Genomic DNA, 21,598 nt, shown 5'->3' on the forward strand with positions numbered 1-21,598 from the left:
CGGACCGGTCGGACCGGTCGGACCGGTCGGACCGGTCGGACCGGTCGGACCGGTCGGGCCGGTCGGGCCGGTCGGGCCGGTCGGGCCAGCCGGGCCGGTCGGGCCTGTCGGGCCGGTCGGCCCGGTGGCGGACCGGGTCAGGCGATGGAGAAGGTGACCACCGACTGGTAGGTGTCGGCGAACATGAACGGCGGGAGCTGGATCATCCCCGCGCCGCCGACGGCGAACTCACCACCGGTCAGCTCCTCCCCGCCGGGGGCCTGGGAGGCCACCTTCATCGGGGTGGCGGAGATCGCCCCGGGCGCGCCGGCGGTGCAGGTGCTCGGGCTGTCCGCGTTGGTGACGGTGCAGGTGGGCTGGATGCCGATCTGCGCCTTCGCCATGGAGTGGCCGGTCGTCTCGTTCAGGAACGGCGTACGGGTCGCCGTGACGTCCCAGCCGAGGCTGCCCCCGCGGAAGTCCTGCACGGACATCGCCGTGAACTGGCCGACGACCGACTGGGGCTTGCCGTTGATGGTCACCTTGCCGAAGTTCACGGCCGGGTTGCCGCCCTGCGGGCCGATGGCCAGCGGACCGGGCAGCACCTCGACGTCGACCGGGTTCTTCACGCCCGGCTGGTCCTCGAGGAAGACGAAGTCCTTGTACGGCGTCACCGAGCCGTCGATCCTGATCTGGTCGGCCTTTTTGGTGACGGTGAGCTCACAGGTGGCGGCGCCGCCCGCGGCCGCCGAGCCCGTCCCGGAGTCTCCGGTCGGGGTGCCCGCGAGGAGCGCGGAGCAGGTGACCGCGCCGGGGGCGAAGTTGGCGCCGGTGACGGTGACCGCGGTGCCCGCCTTGCCGCTGTTGGGCGTCAGCCGGGTGGTGATCGGGTCCTTGGGCAGGGCCTCGACGGCGACCGACCCGACGGAGCCGCTGGGGCGCGGGTCCGGCGTACAGGTCGTGGTGTAGACGGTGCCGCCGATGTCGGCGTCCGTGACGATCTGGTCGATCGTGACGTGGACGGTCCGGCCCTCGGTGCCGTCCGGGATCTTGATGGTCCCGTCGAACTTCGGCGGGTCGGCCTTCTGGCCCGCCGTCTGCTGGCTCGGGGTGGGCGGGCTGGTGACGGTCTGGGGGGCGCCGTCGACGAGCAGTTTGGCCTTGGTCGTGTTGACCGTCTCGATCGTGAACATCGGGATGACCGGAGTCAGGCCCGGGTCGATCGAGATCGGCACGGTGTCGCCCGCCTTGGCGCCGTCCGGGAGGGTGATGGTGAAGTCCTGGAGGCCCTCGGCGTCCGGCTGCGGAGCCGGGGCGTCGCACTTCACGTAGACCGCAGTGGTCTTGGTCGCGGCCTGCGCGGAGCCGGCCAGGCCGACCACACCGCCCGTCAGGGCCAGGGAAAGGGCCCCGGCCAGCACTCTTCGTCGATGCGTTCTCGTACTCACTGGGTCGCGACTCCTTCGTCATGACGAACCCCTCCTCCCACCCGCTGTGGGGGGAAGGCCGAGCCGGTGCGGTGGCCGACATTGACGCGTCGCCGTGATGAGAAGTCAATGACTTGTTTTCGCCCGAAGCACACAGAAATTGATGTGCCATCAGAGCCGGTCTGATGGCACATCGAATACCGACTGGTCGGTGGGCCCCTCAGCGCTCGACAGGCGTGTGGAGCAGGAGGTTCGGGGTGCCTGCCGGGAGTCCGGTGATCCGGTCGCGCACGGCGGCGCGCCTCAGCGCCTGCGTCACCTGCTCGGGGGTCCTGGCCGTGCCGTCGGCGCGGATCAGCGCCGCGACTCCGGCCACGTGCGGGGCGGCCATGGAGGTGCCGGAGGAGCGCGCGGTGGCGGTGGTGGAGCCCTTCCACGCCGAGACGACGGACACGCCGGGCGCCGAGAGGTCCACGCAGCGGCCGTGGTTGGAGAAGCGTGCGCGCCGGTCCCGGGAGTCGGTGGCGCCGACCGTGACCGCCTGCGGGACGGAGGCGGGGGACCCGGTGCAGGCGTCCTTGCCGTCGTTGCCGGCGGCCACCACGAAGGTGATCCCGGCGGCGACGGCCCGGGTGACCGCCGCCTCAAGGGCGCGGCTGCGCGAGCCCCCCATGCTCATGTTGGCGACGGCCGGGGTGTCGGGGGACTTCGCGGCGTGCCGCACCATCCACTCGATGCCGCCGACCATGGCCGAAAGTCGCCCGGCGCCGCGGCAGTCGGCCACCTTCACCGAGACGAGGGACACCCCCTTCGCGACCCCGTACGTCTTCCCGCCGACGGTCGCCGCGACGTGCGTGCCGTGGCCGTTGCAGTCGCCGGAGGTCTGGAGGAACATCCCGTTGTAGCCGCCCCGGGCGCGGCCGCCGAACTCGCGGTGGCGGGTGTTGATCCCGGTGTCCACGACGTAGACGGTGACGCCGTCGGCCCGGTTCGAGTACGTGTACGAGCCGTCGAGCGGGAGCTCGCGCTGGTCGATCCGGTCCAGCGGCCAGGGCGCGAGGGGCTGGGTGTCGGTGGTGTGGAACTCGGCGTCCGGCTCCACCGAGGCGACCCGGGGGTCGGTGGCCAGGGCGGCGGCCCGTGCCTCGGTGGTGCGGACGGCGAAGCCGTTCAGGGCGGTGTCGTAGACGTCCGTGACCGTGTCGCCCGCGTCCGCGGCCTCGGCGGCCAGGGTGCGGGCCGGAGCGCGCGGGGCGGTGTCCTTCAGGACGACGACGTAGGGGGCGGTTCCGGCAGCGGGGGCGGGGGCGTCGGGGTGCGGCGGCGGCAGTGCGGTTGCCGTGGTGGCGGTCGCGAGGAGGGTGGCGGCCGGGAGGAGGGCGGCGAGTGCGGTCATGTCGCCGATGCTCGGCGAACGGCGGCGGGGGCGCGCGGAGGGTGCGCCGAGTGGGGGCACGACACGCCGCCGCGGGGGCGACGGCGGAGCTACGGTGCGAGGGGCCAGCCGCGCATGGCGAAGACGCCCTCGTCGCGGGCCCCGGCGGCGGCGTAGGTGGCGAGGGCCGCCTCGTTGTCGGTGTCGACGCCCACCCACATGCCGTAGCAGCCGCGGGCCTTGGCCTCGTCGGCGAGTGCCAGGGTCAGGGCGCGGCCGATCCCGCGGCGGCGGTACCCCTCGTCCACGGAGAGCTCGTACAGGCACATCTCGGTGCCCTTGTCGGGGTGGGTCATCTCGACGCCGGAGACCATCCCGGCGGGCACGCCGTCCACGTAGGCGATGAGCAGGAGATGCCCAGGGGCGGCGAGGAAGCGCTCGGACCAGTCCTCGCGGGCGGGCCCGTCGAAGAGGGACTCGGCGGCGGTGAGCTCGGCGGAAGTGCGGGCCCGGCGGATGTCCATGGCGCTCACGATAGGGCCGGGACGGGGACGGGGAGAGGAACTTCGCCGCCTAGGCCCGCACGGCCAGGGCCGCCGCGTAGTCCGTGGGGGCCGGCAGGTCCCGCAGGGCCCAGCCCGCGACGGGGGCGGGGGCCGGGGCCGAGCCGACGTACGGGTCGGCCGCGCCGAGGGCCAGGCCCGTGCCCTCACCCTTGAGACAGGCCTCCTTGCGGCACCAGACGCGGGCCAGCGCGGCCCGCCGGTCCGCCTCGGGCAGGGCGCCCAGCTCGGCGATCTCCGCCGGGTGCAGCAGCGGCAGTACGTCGGCCAGCGCCTCCGCGCTCGGCGTCTCCTCCACGTCGATGCCGACCGGCACGCCGGCGAAGGCCAGGTAGGCCAGGTCGCCGCTGTGCGACAGGGAGAAGTGGACCGGGCCGCCGGCCACGGCGGGCCGCCCGTGCGGGCCACCGCAGCACGGGCAGGTCTCCCGGACCAGGGCGACCTCGTGCGGAGCCACGCCCAGGTAGCCGCCGAGCAGCACGCGCAGTCCCAGGTGCGAGGCGAGGTACCGGTGCCGGTCGGCGGGCTGCAAGAGCCGTCCCGCACGCTCCCGTTCCGCCGCGTCCAGTACCGCCGCGGCCTCGGCGACCGGGTACCCGCCGACCGACTCCAGCCGGGTGTCCAGGGACCAGACGGCCACGGCCGCGCCCTCGGGGGGCGGGCCCGTCCTCGGTGCGCCGTCACCGAGCCGGTTCACGTAGTCGATCACCTGATCGAGGGTAGACGAGGCCGGTGCGGCCGCGGGGCGCTGGCTATCCTCGTCCCGATCACGATGGGGGAGTACGAGTTCGCGTACGCGTTCGCGTACGCGACAACGGGGGATGGATCGTGCGAAGCGCTGCCGTCACGGCGAACGGTGACCGGATCCGCTGGGTGGAACTGCCGGGGGAGGCCTCGGGTGAGGCGCCGGCCCGGGTGTACGTGCACGGGCTCGGGGCCACCTCGCCCGCCTACTTCGCGGCGAGCGCCGTGCATCCGCTGCTCGCGGGCCGCCGTTCGCTGCTGGTCGACCTGCTGGGCCACGGGCACAGCGACCGCCCCGAGGAGTTCTCCTACACCCTCGAGGCGCATGCCGACGCGCTGGCGGCCGCCCTCACCGAGGCGGGGGCGCAGGGCGCCGAGCTGATCGCGCACAGCATGGGCGGAGCCGTCGCCATCGTGCTCGCCGACCGGCACCCCCACCTGGTCTCCCGGCTGGTGCTCGTCGACGCCAACCTGGATCCGCTGCCCCCCACCCCCGGTTCGGCCGGGAGCAGCGGGATCGCCGCCTACGAGGAGGCGGAGTTCCTGGCCGGCGGCTGGGCCGAGGTGCGCGACCGGGTCGGCGCGCACTGGTGGGCCACCATGCGGCTGGCCGGCCGGACCGCCCTGTACCGCAGCGCCGTGCACCTGGCCGCGGGTACGACGCCGACCATGCGCGAGCTGCTGATGGAGCTGAAGGTTCCGCGCTGCTTCCTGCTGCCCGAGGCGGACGGTCCGCTCCCGGGCACCGACGCCCTGGAGGCGGCCGGTGTCCGCGTGGTGTCCGTCCCCGACTGCGGGCACACCATCATGCTCGACAACCCGGAGGGCTTCGCCCGGGCCGTCGCCGCGGCCCTGGCGCCGACGGGCGGCCCTGCGCGCTGACGCGACGGAGCGGTCGTAACCCTGCGCCACCGGGGGGAGTTGGCCGGGGACGACCCCCGCCCGCTCCCCCCGAGGAACGCCATGCGCCGTCCCGCCGCCCGCCGTCCCGTCCCCGCCCTCGCATCGGCGGCCGCGGCCGCGGTCCTCACCCTCGCTCCGGCCGCCTCGGCGGCCCCCGGGGTCCCCGCCGACAAGCCCCAGGTGCTGAGCCGTTGGACGCAGCCGGACGCCGCCAGCTACGCGGCCTGGGCCGAGGCGCGCGAGAACCGGGCCGCCTGGGCCCCGTACGGCTTCGACTGGTCGACGGACTACTGCACGGGCTCCCCGGACAACCCCTTCGGGTTCCCCTTCCGGCAGGCCTGCGCACGCCATGACTTCGGCTACCGCAACCACCGGGCGGCGGGCCTGTTCCCGGCCGTCAAGCCCCGCCTCGACGAGGCCTTCCACGCGGACCTGAGGAGGGTCTGCACCCGGTACTCCGGCGCCCGCCGGGGTTCTTGCGACAGCACCGCGTGGACGTACTACCAGGCCGTCAGGGTCCTGGGCATCTCCTAGCGCCGGTGGGCTCGGGGTGGCGCTGCGCGGGTCTCGCCGGGGTGCGCCGATCTGCACAAAAGCCCTCCCGGAGGAGGGCTTGCGGCGGTGGAGAAAGAGTGCCCCCGGCAGGACTCGAACCTGCGGCCAAGTGCTTAGAAGGCACCTGCTCTATCCACTGAGCTACGGGGGCCGGAAGGTGGCCTTGGTGGGCCTGGAGCCCCTGGTGGGGGTGGGACTGCGGTCCGTGCCGGGTCAAGGATAGGGCTCCGGTTGCCTTGTCCCGGTTGCTTCACTCGCGTGCCACGATGTGGAGGTTCGGTGAAGCGGTCCCGATAATCGCAGGCAGGTGCGATTCTCGCACCGCTTTTGCGCCGCGGCGCCGTGGGTGTTGTGCACTCGTTATGCCTGCGCCCCACTCGTCCGCCGTGTCCAGGATGTCCCACTGGAGTCGCGGTCGGCGCGCAGAGGACGTATAAGCTTCAAAAATGGTCCTAAATTGGGCATTCTTCGCATGTGGTGACCTTGGATGTTCGGCCTCAGCTGCTCGATGCCCTGTCCGCCCTGCGCGACCGGGTCGCGTCCGTGCGTCTGCCGCTGCCCCTGCCCGGCGCTCCGCGTGCCCGCCAGACCAGAGCCGAGTTGCTCGCGCAGCTCGACGACTACCTCGTACCCCGGCTGAAAGCGCCGGAGGCGCCGATGCTCGCCGTCGTGGGCGGGTCCACCGGAGCGGGTAAGTCCACCCTCGTCAACTCCCTCGTCGGCCGACAGGTCAGCGAAGCCGGGGTGCTGCGCCCCACCACGCGCACACCGGTGCTCGTCTGCCATCCGGATGATCATCACTGGTTCGCCGGAATGCGCGTGCTGCCCGATCTGATGCGCGTCTGGGTGCCCCCCGGCGAAGAGGAGCCCGCCCCGGCCTCCCGGGGCCACGACCGGAGCCCGGGCCACCGGCCCGCCACCCGCGAGATGCGGATCGAGACCGTCTCCACCCTGCCCCGCGGACTCGCCATCCTCGACGCCCCCGACATCGACTCCCTCGTGGTCGAGAACCGGACACTGGCCGCCCAGCTCATCTGCGCCGCCGACGTCTGGGTGATGGTCACCACGGCCTCGCGGTACGCCGACGCCGTCCCCTGGCACCTGCTGCGCACCGCCAAGCAGTACAAGGCCACCCTCGTCACCGTCCTCGACCGGGTCCCGCACCAGGTCCTCGCCGAGGTCTCCCGCCAGTACGGTGCCCTGCTCACCCGGGCCGGGCTCGGCGACGTACCGCGCTTCACCGTGCCCGAACTCCCCGAGTCGGCAGGCGGCGGCGGGCTGCTCCCCGCCAGCGCCGTCGCCCCGCTGGCCGCCTGGCTCGCCCACCACGCCCAGGATCCCGCCGCCCGCCAGTACGCCGTCGGGCGCACCGCGCTCGGCGCGCTGGACTCCCTCGGGCGGCGGATGCCCGAACTCGCCTCCGCCGTCGCCGCCCAGTACGCCGCCGCCGTCCGGCTGACGTCGGCCGTGGAGGACGCGTACAGGAAGGAGGGCAGGCGGGTGCGCAACCGGCTCGACCAGGGCGCCGTACTGGCCGGGGACGCGCTGACGCGGTGGCGCGGCTACCCCCTCGACACGAGCGCCGACGAACTGCTCGACTCGCTGGCCGAATCCCTCGCCGCCCTGCTCCAGTGCGCCGTGGCCGCCGCCGACGAGCGGATCGCCGATGCCTGGCGGCGCGAGCCGGCCGCCGGCGCCGTGCCCCTGCCCGCGCGCGACAGGGAGGCGGGAGAGCGCATCGGCATGGCCGTACGCCGCTGGCGGCGCGTCCTGGAGGAACTCGCCGAGGAGGAGGTCGCCGCGCTCGACCGGCAGCCCTCACCCGACGCGGACGCCGTCGCGGCCCTGCTCGTCACCGCCCTCCTCGGCGGCAAGCGGGCCCGGCCCGCCGGGGAGAAGCTCGCCGAACGCATCGGGGCCCAGGCCGCGCTGCGGCTGCGCGACCGGGGCGCGGAGCTGGTCGGCGACCACCTCGACCAGGTGCTGCGCGCCGAACGCGACCGACGTCTCGCCCCGCTGGAGGCCCTCGAGGTGACCCCGGAACCACAGGCCGAACTGATTGCCGCGCTGTCCCTACTGCAGAAGGAGAGGTGACGCGGTGACTTCCCTGGCCGACCGCACCGAGGACCGCTGGGACGACGGACTCATCGCGCGCTCGCGCCCCCAGGCCGCCGCGGATGACGAGGAGGGGGCCGACGGGGCCGACGAGGGCGACGAGGCGCTCGTACGGGCCGTCTCCGGCGCCGGCGACGACGGGGGGAAGTCGGCCGCACCCCCGCTCAGCCCCGAGGGCCAGGCCCTGCGGCTGCGCCTGGACGCCCTGCGCCAGTTGGTCGGACTGTCCCGGACCAGGCTCGACGGCAAGACCCTCGCCGAGGCCGGCCGGGTCCTGGACGAGGCAGCCGCGCGCCGCGGACTGTCCCCGCAGCACACGGTCGTCGCGATCGCCGGAGCCACCGGAAGCGGCAAGTCCACGCTCTTCAATTCACTCGCGGGGGTGCAGATTTCGGAGACGGGGCTGCGCCGCCCGACCACCGCCGCCCCCATCGCGTGCAGCTGGTCGGACGGCGCGGCCGGACTGCTGGACCGGCTGGAGATCCCCGGCCGGCTGCGACGCCGGCCCCGCGAGACCCCGGAGGCCGAGGCTCTGCGCGGGATGGTCCTCGTCGACCTGCCCGACCTGGACTCGGCGGTCGGCGCGCACCGCGACCACGTGGACCGCGTCCTGGCGCTCGTCGACGCGGTGGTGTGGGTGGTCGACCCGGAGAAGTACGCGGACGCGGTGCTGCACGAGCGGTACCTGCGGCCGCTGGCCGGACACGCGGAGGTGACCTTCGTCGTGCTCAACCAGGTGGACCGGCTGCCCGGGGACGCCGCCGACCTCGTCCTGGACGACCTGCGCCGGCTCCTCGACGAGGACGGCATCGCGCTCGGCGAGCACGACGAACCCGGCGCCACGGTGCTGGGACTGTCCGCGCTGACCGGCGAAGGCGTCGGGGAACTGCGGGAGCTGCTCGGACAGTTCACCCAGGAGAAGGGGGCGGCGACCCGGCGGATCTCCGCCGACGTCGACCGGGCGGCCGTGCGCCTGCGGCCGCTGTACGTGGCCGACGGGCACGCGGGGCCGGAGATCGGGGAGTCGGCGCGCGCCGAGTTCGAGGACCGGCTGGCCGAGGCGGTCGGGGCGTACGCGGCCGGCCTCGCGGCCGAGCGGGCCTGGCGGCGCAACGCCGGGAAGGCCTGCGGGACGCCGTGGCTGCGGCTGTGGCGGTGGTACGAGAGCCGCCGCGCCCCGCGCACGCTGGCGGGGCTGGCCGCCCTCGCGGTGATCGGCGGCCGGGGCACGCCGACCGCGCAGGCCCCGGTCGAGGCGGAGGTGACCGCGCGTCAGCGCGTGGAGCAGGCGGTACGGGCGGTTGCCGACGAGGCCGTCACCGGCCTGCCCGAACCCTGGGCGCAGGCGGTACGGGAGACGGCGGCGCGCGGCGCCGAACACCTCCCGGAGGCGCTGGACGAGCTGGCGGTGACCCTCGGGGCGGCGGTCGCGGTGCCGAGCGCCAAGCCGCCGCGGCCCGCGTGGTGGCCCGCCGCGGTGCTGGCGCAGGCGGCGATGACCCTGCTCCAGATCTACGGCGGGCTGTGGCTGCTGGGGCAGATCGTCGGGATCCTGGATCCGCAGCTGCTGCCGCCGGTGCTCCTGATGGTGGCGGGCATCGTCGGCGGGCCGCTGGTGGAGTGGGCCTGCTCCCTCGCGGCGCGCGGCCCGGCGCGCAGGTACGGGCAGGACGCGGAGCGCAGGCTGCGGCAGGCGGCCGCCGGGTGCGGGCGGGCCCGGGTGCTGGAGCCGGTGGCGGCGGAGCTGCTGCGCTACCGGGAGGTGCGCGAGCAGTACGCCGCCGTCGCCGCAGGGGGGACGAAGTTGTCCACAACCCGCCAGTAATCCACAGGCCGCAGCGGGGACCGGCGGCCGGCCGCAGCATGGTGCGTACCTCGTGCGGATGGTCCGTACGGGTCCGCATCGTGGGGGAGGGCGGCCGGGATGAACGACACCCTGGTGACGCTGGTGGGGTACGTGGCCACGCAGATCGACTACAAGGAGACTCCGAACGGGCCGTCGGCGAGGTTCCGCTTCGCCGTGACGCCGAGGTACTTCGACCGGCGCAAGGAGGCCTGGACCGACGGTTCCACCAGCTTCTACACCGTGTGGGCGCGGCGTGCCCTGGCGGTGAACCTGGCCGGGTCCGTATCGGTGGGCGAGCCGCTCGTGGTGCACGGGAGGCTGAGGGTGCGCGAGGACCCGCCCGACGGGGAGGGCCACCGGTGGGTGGCGGCGGAGATCGACGCGACGGCCGTCGGGCACGATCTGAACCGCGGGACGGCGGCGTTCCGCCGGGTCGTCAAGACCGATACGCCGCTGATGGCCACTCAGAAGGTGGCGGTGGTCTGAGTGTTCGAGGCGGTTAGGATTCCCCGGTACTCACGGGCACCTGGGTCTTTGGCCCGAAGGGGAAGACTGTGTCGATTGCCGTTCCCGCATCCTCCGCTCCTGATTCCACTCCTGCTCCCGCTGCTGCTGTTCCCGCTCCTGCTCCCGTTCCGCTCTCCGTTCCTCTCTCGGCTCCTCTCTGCGTTCCTCGTTCCGGCCCGCGCTCCCTCCCGGCGCCCGCTGCGGCCGTACGGGGCTCCGCGCGCCGCCCGCTGGCCGTGGCCCTGCTGGCCGCGGCCCTCACCGCGGCGCCCGGAGCCCGGGCGGCCGCCGACGCCGACCCGCCCGTCTCCCGCGCGCCGGAGGGCGCGAGCGCCGTGCTGGACGGGCTGAAGACCTACGGACAGGCGGTCCTCCACTCCGGGGACGGGTCGGTCCGGCACATCCCGGCCGGGCTCTACGAGATGCGGGTCGACGGCGGCGGGATGCTCCAGACGTACGGGGTCGGCGTCGAGGGCCACGCACAGCCCCAGGCCCGGTACACCGAGAGCGGCTGGAGCGGCAGCCCGCTGGCCGGGAAGCGGGAGGCGGGCCGTATCCGCTGGGTCCTGGAGCACTCCTACCCGCAGCTGAACGATCTGGCAGGGCTCGCGGAGGCCGCCGGGGCCGGTGCGCTGACCGCGGAGAGCGCGGCGGCGGGGACCCAGGTGGCGATCTGGCGGCTGGCCGAGGGTGTGCGGGTCGAGGCCGCGGACCCGGCGGCGGAGAAGCTGGCCGACTACCTGCAGCGGGAGGCCGGACAGCTGCCCGAGCCGCCGGCCTCGCTCGGGCTGGACCCGGGCGGCGTGTCCGGGCCGGTCGGCACCCGGCTCGGTCCGGTCACCGTGCACACGGGGGCGCGGAGCGTGTCCGTGGTCCCGGACGCGGCGGCGGTCGCCATGGGAGTGCGGGTGGTGGACGCCGAGGGGCGGCCGCTGGACGCCGCCGCCCATGGCACCCGGCTGTACTTCGAGGTGCCCGCGGGCACCCCCGACGGCACGGCCTCGGTCACCGTCCAGGGCGCGACCAAGGTTCCCGTCGGCCGGGTGTTCACCAGCGGGGTGCCGGCCCAGGCGCAGATCGTGGCGGGCTCCAGCGAGTCCGCGGCCGCCGCCACGGCCACGGCGGTCTGGCCGGAGCCCCCGGCGGTCCGGCCGGTCACCGGGGAGGCCGGTCAGCAGCCGGGCATCCCGCCCGCCGGTCAGAGCGGCCAGAGCGCCCAGACCGGTCTGACCACCCCGGACTCCCCGGAGGAGGACCGGCTGGCCACCAGCGGCAGCTCGGCGGCCACCCCGGTGATCGCCTCCCTCGCGGTGGGCCTGGTGGTCCTGGGCGGCCTGGTGGTCCTCCTGCTCCGCAAGCGCCCCCTGGACGAGGAGGACCACTAGGACGACCAGTGACCCGAGCACTTCGGAGTTGCTCGTCTGGGGCCCGGCCCTCTGGCCGGGCCGGCCACGGCGAGACCGGTCGGGCGCCCCGAAGGCCGGTCGGGCGCGCCGAAGGCCGGTGGGGGCGCCGGAGGCCGGTCGGGCGCCCCGGGGGCGGTTCCCGGGAGCCGTCTACCCGGGGGCCGGGCCGGGGCGCGGCGGATTTCGGCGGCGTGCCCGGGGTATGCGCAAGCCATGGCCGATCAAGAGTTGACCTGGCAGGGCGCGGTCGCAAAGTGGGACCGGCAGCTGTTCGACGTGGTGGCCCGGAGGCACTGGCCCGGGGCCGACCGGGTGCTGCCCAGGCTCGGGCGCGCCGCGAACCACGGGGTGCTGTGGGGCGTTGCCGCCGCCGGGCTCGCCGCCTTCGGATCCGCCCGGGCCCGCAAGGCCGCCCTGCGCGGGGCCGCCTCGCTGGCGCTGGCCTCCGCGACCATCAACACCGTCGGGAAGTGGTCCGTACGCCGGGCGCGCCCGCTGCTGGACGGGGTGCCCGCCGTGCGTCAGCTGGCGACGCAGCCGCGGACGACCTCCTTCCCGTCCGGGCACGCGGCGTCCGCCTTCGCCTTCACCGCCGGGCTGGCCGTGGAGTCCCCGGGCTGGGCCGCCGCGGCGGCTCCGGTGGCCGCGTCCGTGGCCTTCTCGCGGGTCTACACCGGGGTCCACTACCCCTCCGACGTGCTCGCGGGGGCGGCGCTCGGCGTGGCCGCGGGCCTCGTCGTGGACCGGCTCTCCCGCGACGCGAAGGAGGCCAGGATCGTGCCGGGCGCCGAGCGGCCCGCCGTCGGCGTCCCCGCGCTGCCCGACGGGGACGGGCTCACCGTCGTGGTCAACACCACCTCCGGCACGGCCGCGACCGCGGGCCTCGACGTGCTGCGCGCCCGGCTCCCGCGGGCCGAGGTGATCGAGTGCAGCGGCCCGGAGCTCGCCGACGCACTGGATTCGGCGGCCTCCCGCGCCACCGTCCTCGGGGTCTGCGGCGGCGACGGCACCGTCAACGCGGCCGCCACCGCCGCCCTGCGCGCGGGGCTGCCGCTCGCCGTCTTCCCCGGCGGCAGCCTCAACCACTTCTCCATGGACCTCGGCCTGGAGGGAACCGAGGACACCTGCCGCGCCGTGGCCGCCGGTCACGCCGTCCACATCGGCGTCGGCCGCTTCACCCCCGGACCGGACGGCGGCCGGCCCGGCTACTTCCTGAACAACTTCAGCATCGGCGCCTACCCGGAGCTGCTGCGCCACCGCCTGCACTGGGCCCCGCGCATCGGCGGCGGCCCCGCCGCCCTGCTGGCGGCCTGGCGGGTGCTGCGCGCCGAGCGCCCCGTGCGGCTGCGGCCGGCCGGGCAGTCCCGGAGCGTCTGGCTGCTGTTCGCGGGCAACGGCACCTACCACGGGACCGGCCCCACCCCCCGCCGCCGCGACAACCTGGGCGAGGGCCTGCTCGACGTACGGCTCGTCCACGGCGGCGGCCGCCCGGGTCCCCGCCTGCTCGCCGCGGCCCTCGCCGGCCCGCTGACCCGCTCCCCGGTCCACGCGGCGACCCGGCTGCGCAGCCTGCGGATCGACGACATCCCGCCGGGCACACCGTTCGCGTACGACGGCGAATACGCCAAGGCCCCCGCCGGCCTCGTCCTGGACTCGCTCCCCGACGCCTTGACCGTCTACCGCCCCCACCCCTGACGGCCACGGCACGGACCCCGCACACGGGGCCCCGGGACGGCCCGCCCACGGGGCCCCGGGACGGCCCGCACACGGGGCCCCGGGACGGCCCCGCACACGGCGCCCCGGGGCGGCCCCGGCCGCAGGGCGGGACTACCGGGACTACCCATTCGCCCGCAGGTATGGACGGCTGGCAAGATGGGGTGTATCTGCCCACCATCGATCTGCCGGACGGTTTCTCTTGGCTGAGTACATCTACACCATGCGCAAGACGCGCAAGGCGCACGGTGACAAGGTGATCCTCGACGACGTCTTCCTGAACTTCCTGCCGGGGGCGAAGATCGGCGTCGTCGGCCCGAACGGCGCCGGCAAGTCCACCGTCCTCAAGATCATGGCGGGCCTCGAGCAGCCGTCCAACGGTGACGCCTTCCTGTCGCCCGGCTACTCCGTCGGCATCCTCATGCAGGAGCCGAAGCTCGACGAGTCCAAGACCGTCCTCGAGAACGTCGAGGACGGCGTCGGCCCGATCAAGCAGAAGCTCAACCGGTTCAACGCGATCGCCGAGGAAATGGCGACGAACTACACCGACGAGCTGATGGAGGAGATGGGCAAGCTCCAGGACGACCTGGACCACGCCAACGCGTGGGACCTCGACGCCCAGCTGGAGCAGGCCATGGACGCCCTGGGCTGCCCGCCCGGCGACTGGCCCGTCACCAACCTCTCCGGTGGTGAGAAGCGCCGCGTGGCCCTCTGCAAGCTGCTGCTGCAGGCCCCCGACCTGCTGCTCCTCGACGAGCCCACCAACCACCTCGACGCCGAGTCCGTGAACTGGCTGGAGCAGCACCTGGCCCAGTACAAGGGCGCCGTCGTGGCGGTCACCCACGACCGCTACTTCCTCGACAACGTCGCCGAGTGGATCCTCGAGCTGGACCGCGGCCGCGCCCACCCCTACGAGGGCAACTACTCCACCTACCTGGAGAAGAAGGCCGAGCGCCTCAAGGTCGAGGGCAAGAAGGACGAGAAGCGCGCCAAGCGCCTCAAGGAAGAGCTGGAGTGGGTCCGCTCCAACGCCAAGGGCCGCCAGGCCAAGTCCAAGGCCCGCCTCGCCCGGTACGAGGAGATGGCGGCCGAGGCCGACAAGATGCGCAAGCTCGACTTCGAGGAGATCCAGATCCCGCCGGGCCCGCGCCTGGGCTCGATCGTGGTCGAGGTCAACAACCTCTCGAAGGCGTTCGGCGACAAGGTCCTCATCGACGACCTGTCCTTCACCCTGCCGCGCAACGGCATCGTCGGCATCATCGGCCCGAACGGCGCCGGCAAGACCACGCTCTTCAAGATGATCCAGGGCCTGGAGAAGCCGGACTCCGGCGAGATCAAGGTCGGCGAGACCGTCAAGATCTCGTACGTCGACCAGGGCCGCGCCAACATCGACCCCAAGAAGTCCCTCTGGGCGGTCGTGTCGGACGAGCTGGACTACATCAACGTCGGCAACGTCGAGATGCCCTCGCGCGCCTACGTCAGCGCCTTCGGCTTCAAGGGCCCGGACCAGCAGAAGGCGGCCGGCGTGCTCTCCGGCGGTGAGCGCAACCGCCTGAACCTGGCGCTCACCCTCAAGCAGGGCGGCAACCTGCTGCTCCTCGACGAGCCCACCAACGACCTCGACGTCGAGACCCTGGGCTCGCTGGAGAACGCTCTGCTGGAGTTCCCCGGTGCGGCCGTGGTCGTCTCCCACGACCGCTGGTTCCTGGACCGTGTCGCCACGCACATCCTGGCGTACGAGGGCGACTCGAAGTGGTTCTGGTTCGAGGGCAACTTCGAGTCCTACGAGAAGAACAAGATCGAGCGGCTCGGCCCGGACGCCACCCGTCCGCACCGCGCCACCTACAAGAAGCTCACCCGAGGCTGAGGCCCGCACCATGGCAAGACACCACTACCGGTGCCCCCTGCGCTGGTCGGACATGGACTCCTTCGGCCACGTGAACAACGTGGTCTTCCTCCGCTACCTGGAGGAGGCGAGGATCGACTTCATGTTCCGGCTGGCGCCGGGGGAGGGCAGCGAGTCCTTCACGGGCGGGTCCGTCGTGGCCCGTCACGAGATCGACTACAAGCTGCCCCTCGTGCACCGGCACGAGCCGGTGCTCATCGAATCCTGGGTGACCCGGATAGGCGCCGCGTCCCTGACCATCGGATACGAGGTCAAGGACGAGGCGACCGAGGACGCGCCCGAGAAGGTGTACGTGCGCGCCTCGACCGTGGTCGTGCCCTACAACCTCGCCGAGGGGCGGCCGCGCCGCATCACGGCCGAGGAGAGGCACTTCCTGGAGAAGTACCTCGACGAGCCGGGTACGTCGGCGGTCCCCTCGGAAGGGCGCCTCGCGGCATGAACGAACGGCTGCACTTCGCCGACTCCGGGGAGGCGGCGGACCTCGCCGCCTTCCTGGGGCGGCTGGTGCACTACGACCGCGCCGCCGCCGTCCGGCTCCAGGCCGGCGGCGGCGCGCTCGCCGTCTTCGGCCGGCCGCCGTCCTTCGAGGTCCTGGCCGTGCGCACGGTGCGGCTCGCCGCGCCCCTCGCCACGCCGCTGGACCTGACCGTCTCGGCCGGAGAGTTCCTGGAATCGGTGGACGAGGCCGCGGCCGAGGCCACCGTGCCCGGGCCCGTCACCGGCCCGCCCTGGGCCGGGGTGCTCCCGCCCCGCGGCGGCTGGCGGCAGCTGCCCGGACTGCCCGGGCCCGAGGAGATGCGGGCGGCCGTGGCGGGCGCCGTCGCCGAGTTCCGCGCCCGTGACGAGGCCCTGCCCGCGCAGCACCGCACCCGCTCCGAGCGCGACCGCATCGGCCGTGAGATCTGGTCCCGCACGCTGGGCGACACCGAGCTCCCGCTGCGCGCCGTGCACGCCGCGCAGTCCCTGGGCTTCCTGCGGCCCGTACGGTCCACCGTGCCCGCCGCGCCGGCGCCCCAGGGCGCCGACCCGGTGGCCCTGCTCGCCGCCGGGAGCTGGCTGCGCCTGCGCACCCCGTTCGGCTCCGTCGCCACGCGCCGCCCCGGCGACAGCGCCGGCCTGGGCGCCCTCCAGGTCCGGCCGCTCTGAGGACGGGCCCCTCAGGGCCCGCGGCCCGGGGGTGTCAGCCCGCCGTGTTGATCATCGACGCGGCGGCGTAGGTCAGGTACTTCCACAGCTGGGCCTCGTGCTCCGGGGCAAGCCCCAGCTCGTCCAGCGCGACCCTCATGTGGCGCAGCCAGGCGTCGTGTGCCTCCGCGTCCACCTGGAACGGGGCGTGCCGCATCCGCAGGCGCGGATGCCCGCGGTGCTCGCTGTAGGTGGTGGGGCCGCCCCAGTACTGCATCAGGAACAGCGCGAACCGCTCCTCGGCCGGGCCCAGGTCCTCCTCCGGGTACATCGGGCGCAGCAGCGGGTCTTCCGCGACCCCCTGGTAGAAGCGCCGGACCAGGCGGCGGAAGGTCTCCTCGCCGCCCACCTGCTCGTAGAAGGTCTGCTCCTGAAGCGTGCCCCGCGGAATCTCATTCACCCGACCATCGTCTCAGACGCCCGGACGGAGGACCGGGGTCCTAGGACCCTGCGCGCTCGCCCCCGGCGGCCGCGCGCAGGACAGTGGAGGCATGGGTGCACACACCGCACGCACCACCGGGGTGCGGGACCTTCGGCAGACCGCGCACGCCGCCCAGGTGCGGGAGCTGACCGCCGCCGGGGTGCTGCAAGACCCCGCCTGGCGCGCGGCCTTCGGCGCCGTGCCCCGGCACGTGTTCGTCCCCTACTTCTGGACCGGCCGCGGAGCCGGCCACGAGCGGCTCTGGGGGCAGGACCCCGATCCCGAGGTGCGGGCCCGCTGGCTGCGCGGGGTCTACGCCGACACCCCGCTCGCGACCCGGCTGCGCGACGGCGAGCTGGTCTCCTCCAGCAGTCAGCCCTCCCTGATGGCGAAGATGCTCCACGCGCTGGACGTGCGCGACGGCGACAACGTGCTGGAGATCGGCGCGGGCACCGGCTACAACGCCGCCCTGCTCTGCCACCGGCTCGGCGAGGACCTCGTCACCACGGTGGACCTCGACGAGGAGATCACCGAGTCCGCGCGGACGCATCTGGCCGAGCTCGGCTACCACCCGCTGGTGGTCACCGGGGACGGCGCGCGCGGCTGCCCCTCCCGGGCCCCGTTCGACCGGATCCTCGTGACCTGCACCCTGCCGATGGTGCCGCACGCCTGGACGGCCCAGTGCCGGCCCGGGGCGCGGATCCTGGCGCCGCTGTCCACCGGACTGATCGCCCTCACCGTGCGCGACGCCGATTTCGCCGAGGGCCGCTTCCTGCACACCGCGGCGTACTTCGTCCCGCTGCGCGGGGCCACGGCGGCGCCGCCGAGGGATCCGGCCGCCGGGGTGCCGCACGGGCTCCCGTACGAGCTGGTGGAGAACGAGCGCTTCCAGTTCATGCTCGTGCTGACCGAGGGCGTCCTGCATCCCCGCGAGGCCCTGGACCTGTGGCGCCGCGAGGACCGGCCGGCCCGCGAGCGCTTCGGGGTCACCGTCAGCGACGAGGGGCAGTGGGCGTGGCTCGACGACCCCCAGGGTCCGTACGTATGGCCCCTGGGGGAGGCGCGCGACTGACCGGCGCGACTGACCGGCCCGACTGACCGGCACGCGACGACCGGCGGACCGGTTACTGGCCCCGGCGGACGGTGATCGTGGTCCAGGCGCCGACGTGTACGCGGTCGCCGTCGGCGAGCGGGACCGGGACGTAGGGCTGGATCGGCTCCTCGCCGCCGTTGATGGTGGTGCCGTTGGTGGAGTTCTGGTCCACCACCGCCCAGCTGAGGTCGGGCTGCTGGACGAGGACCGCGTGCTGGTGGGAGACGCCCGGGTCCTCCGGGGGCACCGACAGGTCGATGTCGGGGGACTCGCCCGTGGAGGTGCGGCGGCGGCCGATGGTGATCTGGCCGCCGACGAGCGGAAGGTGCTGCTCCGGGGAGTATGCGGGCAGGTTGAGCCCGGCCGCCTCGGGGCCGCTGCGCTGCATCATCGCCGTGAAGTACGAGCGGTCCGGGCCGATCGTCGCGGTCCAGGAGCCGCCCTGGGGCGCGAACGACGGCTGCTGCTGATGCGGCTGATGCTGCGGCTGGGGCGGCTGGTACTGCTGCGGGGGCTGGTGCTGGTACTCCTGCTGGTACTCGCGCTGGGGCGGCGGCGGGGGCTGCTGCTGGTACTGCGGCTGCTGCTCGTGCGCCGGAGGCGGCAGCAGCCAGTCGTCCTCGCGCGGGAGCGGCTCGGCCGGCCGGTTGACGCGGGAGGGCCGCGAGCCCTGGTACTCGAAGTGGTCCTGGGCGTACACGGGCGGCGCGGGCGTGGGCGGGGGCGCGGCGGCGGTCCCCGGGGCCCCGGCGTCCTGTCCGGCCGGCGCGTACGAAGTCGCCGAACGCGTCAGGAAGTTGAACCGGCACTCCTCGCAGAACGGGGCCATGGCCTCGCGCGGGGTCCGGCACTGCGGGCAGAGCTCGGCCTGGGCCGTGGGCTCACCGGTGGTCGGGGGGTAGCCGTAGCCGTAGGAAGGCGCCGCAGGGGGCGCCTCGGGGGCAGCCATGCGGTGGCCGCAGACCTCGCACCAGTCGTCGGAGGCGGACTGGTGCCCGTTCGGGCAGGTCGGCATGGCGGCGCTTCCCCCTTCTCCCTGCGTCATCGCGTCAGGTCTTCTCAGGTCTTCTTCACTCGGACGGTCTGCGTCGAACGCGTTTCGAGGGTCATCTCGTCGGCGTCGGCGACCTTCGCTTTCAGCCGCACAGTACCCGCCGCGGCGTCCACGACATCCACCACCTTCGCCAGGAGCTTCGCGGTGTCGGCGTTTCCCGAGACGCTCGCCAGCTGAACGGCGCGGCCGAGCTTGGCGGTGGCCCCGTCCACATCGCCCAGTTTGCGGGCTTCGAGGCCCTGTTGGATAGCCTGCGCCAGTTCCGCCTGACCGGTGTAGTGCGCGACCTGCGGGCTGATGGCGGTGGAGGCGGCCAGATCGTCCGTCCACACGGCCCGCACCAGGCCCTGGGCGAGGACGGTGGGGGGCTCGCCCGCCGCTGCCGGCAGGACGAGAGAGGCGCGGGCGGCGAGCATCTCCTGGCCCACGTCCGCGCTCGGGACGCGCACGCACACGTGGTATTCGCGGGACTCGTCGCCCCAGGCGCCGGTCGGATAGTCCCCGGCGCGCGGGCCCGCCCCGGTACGGCGGGCGGTCAGGTCCTGGACGGTGGGCGCGACCTGTTTGACGTACTGGACCTCCGCACCGACCGGGGTCCACAGGCGCAGCGCTACGTCCGCGACCTCCTTGCCCATGACGTTCTCCATCATGCGGGTGAAGTCCTCGGCGAGGTGGGCCGGGTCGGCCACGATGTCGGCGGAGCCCAGCAGCGCGCTCGCGATGCCGGTCACCTCCTTGACCTCCCAGTCGGTGCCCACCCCGCGGGCGTCGCAGGTGAAGCGGCCCGCGCACGCGTCGAGGGTGGCGCGCAGCTGGGCCGGCTCCTCGTGCTCGTTGCGGCCGTCGGTCAGCAGGATCCCGTGCCGTATGGCGGCGGGCGAGCGGCGCAGCAGGCCGTCGGCCAGCCGCAGCCAGGTGCCGATGGCGGTGCCGCCGCCCGAGCCGAGTCCGCGCAGCGCCTCCTTGGCCTGGGCGCGGGTCACCGGGTCGGCGACGGCGAGGCCGCCCTGGCCCGGGTACACCTCCCTGGCCACGTGCGTGCCGGCGATCACGGCGAAGGAGGTCCCGTCGCGCAGGGTGTCGACGGCCGCGGCCGTGGCCTCGCGGGCGCCGCGCATCTTCTCCGGCGGGTACTCCATCGAGCCCGAGCAGTCGACCATGATCACGACCGCCGCCGTACCCCGGTCCGCCGCCGCGCGGGCGGCGGCGCCCCCGGTGGAGGTGACCGTGACGATGGCGTGGACGTCCCGCCCGCCCTGCGGGAGGAACTCGTTCTGGTACACCTCCACGCTGAAGCGCGGGGCGCTGGGCTTGGCGAAGTTCGCCATCGGTGGGGCTCCTAGGGCTCGGACAGGCGGGCGGGTCAGGCCCGGGGAGACGCTTCCGCTTGCGGTTCCGCTTCCGGTCCCGGTCCGGGTTCCGGTTCGGGCCGGGCGGCGAACGGCACGACGGCGACGGTGACGTTGTCGTGGCCACCGCCGTCCAGGGCGTGCCCCACCAGGACCTGCGCACTGTGCAGGGGCCGGACGGCGGCGTCCGGGGGCAGCACCTGGGCCATGTCCCGGGCGGCCTCCGCGTAGTTCCACAGGCCGTCGGTGCAGACGACGACCACACCGGGGTGGTCCGGCTTGAAGACGGCGGTGTGCGGCTCGAGGTCGTAGGCATCGGCCCCGAGCCAGCCGGTGATGGCGTGGGCCCGGACGTCGGCGTAGGCCTCGGCCTCGCCCATCAGCCCGGCCGCGACCATCTGTGCGGCCCAGGAGTCGTCCTCGGTGAGCCGGCGGGGCAGGGCGGCGCGGTCGTCCGGGACCCAGTACGCACGGCTGTCGCCCACCCAGCCGATGGTGAGCAGGCCGCCGCTGACGACGGCGCCGACCAGGGTGCAGGCGGGGGCGTTCTGCGCGCCGGGGACCTCCGGGGCCAGCGCGTTGACCGCCGCGGCGGCGGCCAGGATCGCCTCGTGCATGGCTTCCTGGGGATGGGCGCCGCGCGGGAGCGCGTCGAGGAGGCACTCGTTGGCCGCGGCGGCCGCGGCGGCCGATGCCTCGTCGGGGCGGCTCGCCGAGGAGACGCCGTCGCAGACGATGGCCACGGTGGCGGCGGAGCCGTCGGGCAGGGCGGTGGCCGCGACCGCGAACGCGTCCTCGTTGCGGTGGTGGCGCAGCCCCCGGTCGCTGACGGCGGCCACGCTGCCGAGCTCCTCCTCCAGGTGGTCGCGCTCCCGGGGCTGCGCGTGCCCGCAGTGCTCGCAGTAGCCGTCGGTGTCGACGTAGCCGGCCCGGCAGGCGACGCAGGTCTTCCCGCCCGAGCCCTGCGGGGCTTCGGCGGGGACGCCTTCCGGCGTGGGGACGTCCTGGGACGTGGTGACGCCCCGGGGCGTCGTGGCGCTCTCGGACGTGGTGGCGGTGTCGCCCGCACCCCACGGGGTCCCCTCGGGGGGTGTCCCGGCGCCGGCGGGCAGGTCGTACCGGGCCGCGGCCGGTTCGTCGACCAGGGTCGGCGCGGCCGCCGCGGTGCTGCCCCACCCGGGGGCGGGGCCGGGAGCCCCGTGGCCCCCGCCGGAGCCGCTCGGCGGCATCGTCGGGAGGGGGATCGTCGGATGATCCGGCTCCGGGCCGGGGTGACCACCGGGCGCGGGGGCTCCGCTCCCGGGCACGGGCGGGGCCGGGGGACCGCCGGCCGGGGGCGCGGGGGGAGCCGGAGCGGCAGCGGAGACGGCGTAGCCGCAGACGCCGCAGAAGAGGTCACCCTCCTCGAGGGGTTCCGCGCAGCTGGGGCAGCCCGACAGTCGATGCATCGACATCAA

19 protein-coding genes and 1 tRNA gene are annotated in these 21,598 nt (G+C 74.5%); 11 read left to right on the forward strand and 9 right to left on the reverse strand.

Translation table 11 applies throughout. The annotated features are described in order from the left end of the window. Positions 1–137: 137 nt before the first annotated feature. The 4 genes from AB0D44_RS26875 to AB0D44_RS26890 all read right to left on the reverse strand — a co-directional run bounded on the left by AB0D44_RS26875 (position 138) and on the right by AB0D44_RS26890 (position 4,053). Positions 138–1,427, reverse strand: coding sequence for a hypothetical protein (locus AB0D44_RS26875; protein WP_362595507.1), 1,290 nt, complete (start codon positions 1,425–1,427; stop codon positions 138–140). A gap of 199 nt (positions 1,428–1,626) precedes the next feature. After that, a complete protein-coding gene (locus tag AB0D44_RS26880) occupies positions 1,627–2,802 on the reverse strand; it encodes a S8 family peptidase (RefSeq protein WP_362595508.1) in 1,176 nt (391 codons plus the stop codon). Positions 2,803–2,891: 89 nt separating this feature from the next. Further along, complete coding sequence (locus AB0D44_RS26885) at positions 2,892–3,305, reverse strand: GNAT family N-acetyltransferase (protein ID WP_362595510.1); 414 nt, start codon at positions 3,303–3,305, stop codon at positions 2,892–2,894. A gap of 49 nt (positions 3,306–3,354) precedes the next feature. Continuing rightward, entirely contained in the window at positions 3,355–4,053 is a 699-nt protein-coding gene (locus tag AB0D44_RS26890; RefSeq protein ID WP_362595512.1) for a 4'-phosphopantetheinyl transferase superfamily protein, read from the reverse strand. 119 nt (positions 4,054–4,172) lie between these two features. Between AB0D44_RS26890 and AB0D44_RS26895 the strand changes: the two genes are divergently transcribed. Together AB0D44_RS26895 and AB0D44_RS26900 are read left to right on the forward strand one after the other, a co-directional pair. After that, complete coding sequence (locus tag AB0D44_RS26895; RefSeq protein WP_362595514.1) at positions 4,173–4,970, forward strand: alpha/beta hydrolase; 798 nt, start codon at positions 4,173–4,175, stop codon at positions 4,968–4,970. An 81-nt stretch (positions 4,971–5,051) separates the two neighbouring features. After that, entirely contained in the window at positions 5,052–5,525 is a 474-nt protein-coding gene (locus AB0D44_RS26900) for a phospholipase (protein WP_362595516.1), read from the forward strand. A gap of 99 nt (positions 5,526–5,624) precedes the next feature. Here AB0D44_RS26900 and AB0D44_RS26905 read toward each other — a convergent pair. Then, positions 5,625–5,697 (reverse strand) — tRNA-Arg (locus AB0D44_RS26905). 332 nt (positions 5,698–6,029) lie between these two features. Between AB0D44_RS26905 and AB0D44_RS26910 the strand changes: the two genes are divergently transcribed. From AB0D44_RS26910 to AB0D44_RS26945, 8 genes are all read left to right on the forward strand, one after another. Beyond that, entirely contained in the window at positions 6,030–7,640 is a 1,611-nt protein-coding gene (locus AB0D44_RS26910; protein WP_362595518.1) for a dynamin family protein, read from the forward strand. Positions 7,641–7,644: 4 nt separating this feature from the next. Further along, entirely contained in the window at positions 7,645–9,486 is a 1,842-nt protein-coding gene (locus tag AB0D44_RS26915) for a GTPase (RefSeq protein WP_362595520.1), read from the forward strand. Between the two features lie 99 nt (positions 9,487–9,585). Then, on the forward strand, positions 9,586–9,993 hold the full coding sequence (locus tag AB0D44_RS26920; protein WP_362595522.1) for a single-stranded DNA-binding protein: 408 nt from the start codon (positions 9,586–9,588) through the stop codon (positions 9,991–9,993). Between the two features lie 257 nt (positions 9,994–10,250). Further along, positions 10,251–11,399: a thioester domain-containing protein gene (locus AB0D44_RS26925; protein WP_362595524.1), complete on the forward strand. Its 1,149-nt coding sequence runs from the start codon at positions 10,251–10,253 to the stop codon at positions 11,397–11,399. Positions 11,400–11,633: 234 nt separating this feature from the next. Beyond that, complete coding sequence (locus tag AB0D44_RS26930) at positions 11,634–13,115, forward strand: phosphatase PAP2 family protein (protein ID WP_362595526.1); 1,482 nt, start codon at positions 11,634–11,636, stop codon at positions 13,113–13,115. Between the two features lie 220 nt (positions 13,116–13,335). Continuing rightward, positions 13,336–15,000, forward strand: coding sequence for an energy-dependent translational throttle protein EttA (gene ettA / locus AB0D44_RS26935; RefSeq protein ID WP_362595528.1), 1,665 nt, complete (start codon positions 13,336–13,338; stop codon positions 14,998–15,000). 10 nt (positions 15,001–15,010) lie between these two features. Further along, on the forward strand, positions 15,011–15,478 hold the full coding sequence (locus AB0D44_RS26940) for a thioesterase family protein (RefSeq protein ID WP_362595530.1): 468 nt from the start codon (positions 15,011–15,013) through the stop codon (positions 15,476–15,478). Beyond that, a complete protein-coding gene (locus tag AB0D44_RS26945; RefSeq protein ID WP_362595532.1) occupies positions 15,475–16,185 on the forward strand; it encodes a hypothetical protein in 711 nt (236 codons plus the stop codon). Before AB0D44_RS26940 ends, AB0D44_RS26945 begins: the two co-directional genes overlap by 4 nt. A 34-nt stretch (positions 16,186–16,219) precedes the next feature. Here the strand turns inward: AB0D44_RS26945 and AB0D44_RS26950 are convergent, their stop codons facing one another. Further along, positions 16,220–16,624 (reverse strand): globin, encoded by a 405-nt coding sequence (locus AB0D44_RS26950; protein ID WP_362595533.1) that lies wholly within the window; start codon positions 16,622–16,624, stop codon positions 16,220–16,222. Between the two features lie 91 nt (positions 16,625–16,715). On the opposite strand from AB0D44_RS26950, the gene AB0D44_RS26955 reads away from it, so the two are divergent. Next, positions 16,716–17,717 carry a methyltransferase domain-containing protein gene (locus tag AB0D44_RS26955; protein ID WP_362595535.1) on the forward strand — a complete coding sequence of 334 codons (1,002 nt, stop codon included), beginning with the start codon at positions 16,716–16,718 and terminating at the stop codon, positions 17,715–17,717. Positions 17,718–17,769: 52 nt separating this feature from the next. Here AB0D44_RS26955 and AB0D44_RS26960 read toward each other — a convergent pair whose 3' ends face one another. From AB0D44_RS26960 to AB0D44_RS26970, 3 genes are read right to left on the reverse strand one after another with little or no spacing between them, the layout of a single operon-like run. Beyond that, positions 17,770–18,753: an FHA domain-containing protein gene (locus tag AB0D44_RS26960; RefSeq protein WP_362595537.1), complete on the reverse strand. Its 984-nt coding sequence runs from the start codon at positions 18,751–18,753 to the stop codon at positions 17,770–17,772. Between the two features lie 44 nt (positions 18,754–18,797). Further along, entirely contained in the window at positions 18,798–20,120 is a 1,323-nt protein-coding gene (locus AB0D44_RS26965; protein WP_362595539.1) for a VWA domain-containing protein, read from the reverse strand. Between the two features lie 35 nt (positions 20,121–20,155). Then, positions 20,156–21,595, reverse strand: a complete 1,440-nt coding sequence (locus AB0D44_RS26970) for a PP2C family serine/threonine-protein phosphatase (RefSeq protein ID WP_362595541.1) — start codon at positions 21,593–21,595, stop codon at positions 20,156–20,158. Positions 21,596–21,598 lie beyond the last annotated feature (3 nt).

It is taken from the genome of Streptomyces sp. NPDC048349 (genome assembly GCF_040651925.1).
GTDB lineage: Bacteria > Actinomycetota > Actinomycetes > Streptomycetales > Streptomycetaceae > Streptomyces.